The 3,025-nt window shown below is 43.5% G+C and carries 3 protein-coding genes and 1 pseudogene; 3 read left to right on the forward strand and 1 reads right to left on the reverse strand.

The features are described from left to right. The 3 genes from ABUA47_RS23895 to ABUA47_RS23905 form a co-directional block, all read left to right on the forward strand. Positions 1–510 (forward strand): aminotransferase class I/II-fold pyridoxal phosphate-dependent enzyme (locus tag ABUA47_RS23895; protein ID WP_349832186.1); only part of this gene is annotated, 510 nt, incomplete at its 5' end. A 99-nt stretch (positions 511–609) separates the two neighbouring features. After that, complete coding sequence (locus ABUA47_RS23900) at positions 610–1,416, forward strand: M48 family metallopeptidase (protein WP_009038390.1); 807 nt, start codon at positions 610–612, stop codon at positions 1,414–1,416. A 345-nt stretch (positions 1,417–1,761) separates the two neighbouring features. Beyond that, entirely contained in the window at positions 1,762–2,448 is a 687-nt protein-coding gene (locus tag ABUA47_RS23905) for a hypothetical protein (RefSeq protein ID WP_035448551.1), read from the forward strand. Here the strand turns inward: ABUA47_RS23905 and ABUA47_RS23910 are convergent. Further along, positions 2,426–3,025: pseudogene (locus ABUA47_RS23910) on the reverse strand (hypothetical protein); the annotation flags it as partial. The gene ABUA47_RS23905 and the pseudogene ABUA47_RS23910 sit on opposite strands and share 23 nt — an antisense overlap.

Genomic DNA, 3,025 nt, shown 5'->3' on the forward strand with positions numbered 1-3,025 from the left:
TTCGGTGTTACCGAAGATGTAGACCTGATTATGGGTACATTCAGCAAGTCATTGGCTTCCATCGGTGGTTTTGTTGCTGGAGACAAGGCGGTAATCAATTGGCTGCGCCACAATGCCCGTTCCTATATATTCCAGGCAAGTAGCACACCTGCTGCTACGGCTGCAGCCCGCGAGGCGCTTCACATCATCAAGTCCGAACCTGAACGCATCCAACGTCTGTGGGACATCACTAACTATGCCTTGAAGAAGTTCCGCGATGCAGGCTTCGAAATCGGTGAGACAGAATCTCCTATCATTCCTCTCTATGTGCGTGATACAGAGAAGACATTTATAGTAACGAAGCTGGCTTTTGACGAAGGTATCTTCATCAACCCCGTTATTCCACCTGCATGTGCTCCACAAGATACACTGGTGCGTGTAGCGTTGATGGCTACCCATACGGTCGAACAAGTGGATTATGCTGTAGAAAAATTGACTAAATGTTTCAAGGAATTGGGTATCATCAAGTAAACTTGATTTAAACAGATATTCGGAAAACCGTTTAATAATGATTAGGCGGTTTTTTTTATAGACAAAGCGAAGTAGGATTAAAATTAAATCGTAAAGTACATGAAAAAGAACTTCTTCATCATTACTGCTGTAGTATGCGGAATGAGTTGTACCACCACTGCCTATGCGCAGTTCAAAATCGGTGGAAAGAAAATCAATGTGACCAAAGTTGTCCAAGCCGGTACAGATGCCGTCAAGGCCATTTCATTGTCCGATGCTGACATTGCAGCGATGAGCAAGGAATATATGGAATGGATGGATACGCACAATCCGCTGACAAAGCCCGATACGGATTACGGCAAGCGTCTGGAGAAGCTGACCGGAAACATCAAGGAAGTGGACGGCTTGAAGGTGAACTTCGGTGTTTATGAAGTAATAGATGTGAATGCCTTTGCGTGCGGTGATGGTAGTGTACGCATCTGTGCCGGACTGATGGACATTATGACGGATGATGAAGTGATGGCAGTTGTCGGTCACGAGATAGGTCACGTCATCCATACGGATTCCAAAGATGCGATGAAGAATGCTTACCTTCGTTCGGCTGTGAAGAATGCTGCCGGTGCGGCAAGTTCTACGGTATCCAAATTGAGTGATTCTGAACTGGGTGCCATGGCCGAGGCATTGGCAGGTGCTCAATACTCCCAGAAGCAGGAGACGGAAGCGGATGATTACGGCTTTGAATTCTGCATCAAGAATAATCTCGATCCGTATGCCATGTACAATGCTTTGAACAAATTGCTTGAACTTTCAGCGGAAGCACCGAAGGAATCCAAGTTCCAGAAGATGTTCTCTTCTCATCCGGATACAGCCAAGCGCGTGGCACGTGCCAAGGAGAAAGCGGATGAATATATGAAGGATAAGAAATAACTATCCGTTGCTTACTATGATGAAGTGGGATCAGAGGTTTCTCTGAATCCCACTTTTTTTGTGCCGAGACTATGATATGGGCTTCTGAGGGAGCTAATGGGATAGTTCGTTAGTTCACAGTGCTGAACACTTTGTTTTAGCTATAGAAAACAAAGTGTTTTTCTATAGCTAAAACAAAGTGTTCTTTTAAGGGAAACGAAGTGTTCTCTTTAATGAAACACACTGTTCGGTTAAGGGAAACACTTTGTTCTGTTTGGTAAAACTTCTTTTATTTACTTATTTGCTTTTAAATTAGAATAATTTTAGTATGTTTGCCACATTATTTATGAAAAACATGACTTTTGTATGAAAAAGAAAGACTTCCTCTTTATTTTTGTTCTGGTGATAATATTCCTGCCATTCTTTGTGAGTGAATCCATCTACAATTGGTATAAGTCTTTCAACGCTGCACATGGCATGGTAATGAGTTTCGTTAAATTCGGAATTCTTGCTACACTGGGTGAGATGCTGGGACTTCGTATCAGTGCCGGAGTCTATAACCGAAAAGGATTTGGCGTACTGCCGCGTGCCGTAGTGTGGGGACTGCTGGGAATGGGTATCAATGCGGCCATGATAATCTTCTCCAAAGGTGTGCCGCAATTCATGGAATATATGGGAATGGCAAATGCCGCCGCCATTATAAACGGAGAATTCTGCCTGGACAAATTATGGATAGCCTTCGCCATTTCAGTTGCTATGAATACCATTTTCGCTCCGGTATTCATGACATTCCATAAGATTACGGATACGCATATCCTGGATTGTGGCGGTTCGCCTCGCAGCCTCCTCACTCCTATCCCGATGACCCGCATCATTACGCATCTGAATTGGGATGCACAATGGAATTTTGTCTTCAAGAAAACAATTCCTTTCTTCTGGTATCCGGCACACACCATCACATTCCTCCTGCCGGGAGAAATGCGGGTGCTGTTTGCAGCGATATTGGGTGTGGTGCTCGGGGTATTGCTGGCTATTGCGGCTCGGATGAAATAATCCGGCCTATATATTCTCGAATGATTTCAAGCAAGTCTTGCGGATAAGGTATAAAGAACTTCTCTATCATTTTCGGATACTGAGGTACAAAGGGTTTGGGTATCATTGTGACAAGGGTATCCAATTCTGCCTTCCGTTGCTCTTCAGTCTCTGAGACGGCGTAGCGGATAGTCCACCAGAACAAGAAAGTCTGGTTAAGATACCCTTTGGGGGTGATGACTTGCAGTTGTTTGTAGCGCTCGGACTGTAACATGATTTTAATTCTTTTCTCCTGTTCTTTCTCACTGATGGAACATAGAATGTCATACCATTCATCAAACTCCTGACGCAAGCAGGCGACAAATGCCCATTCGGCAATTCTATATTTGGCAAATTCTGGAATCTTCTTTAGAAGTACGAAGATATGTCCTATATTCAATTCGCCTTTATATAAACCTTTGACTTTTGTATAGTCTTCAATGGAAGTGATTGTGTGTAAAAGGGAGTAATATATTTCCGGACTCATCGGCACATGGTGTTCATCAATGAATTTCAGAGTATTCTGAAGCACCAGTTTTTTGTTTGTTCTGTTGTTGGC

Source organism: Bacteroides sp. RTP31139st1_H2_RTP31139_211217, assembly GCF_040227615.1.
GTDB lineage: Bacteria > Bacteroidota > Bacteroidia > Bacteroidales > Bacteroidaceae > Bacteroides > Bacteroides uniformis.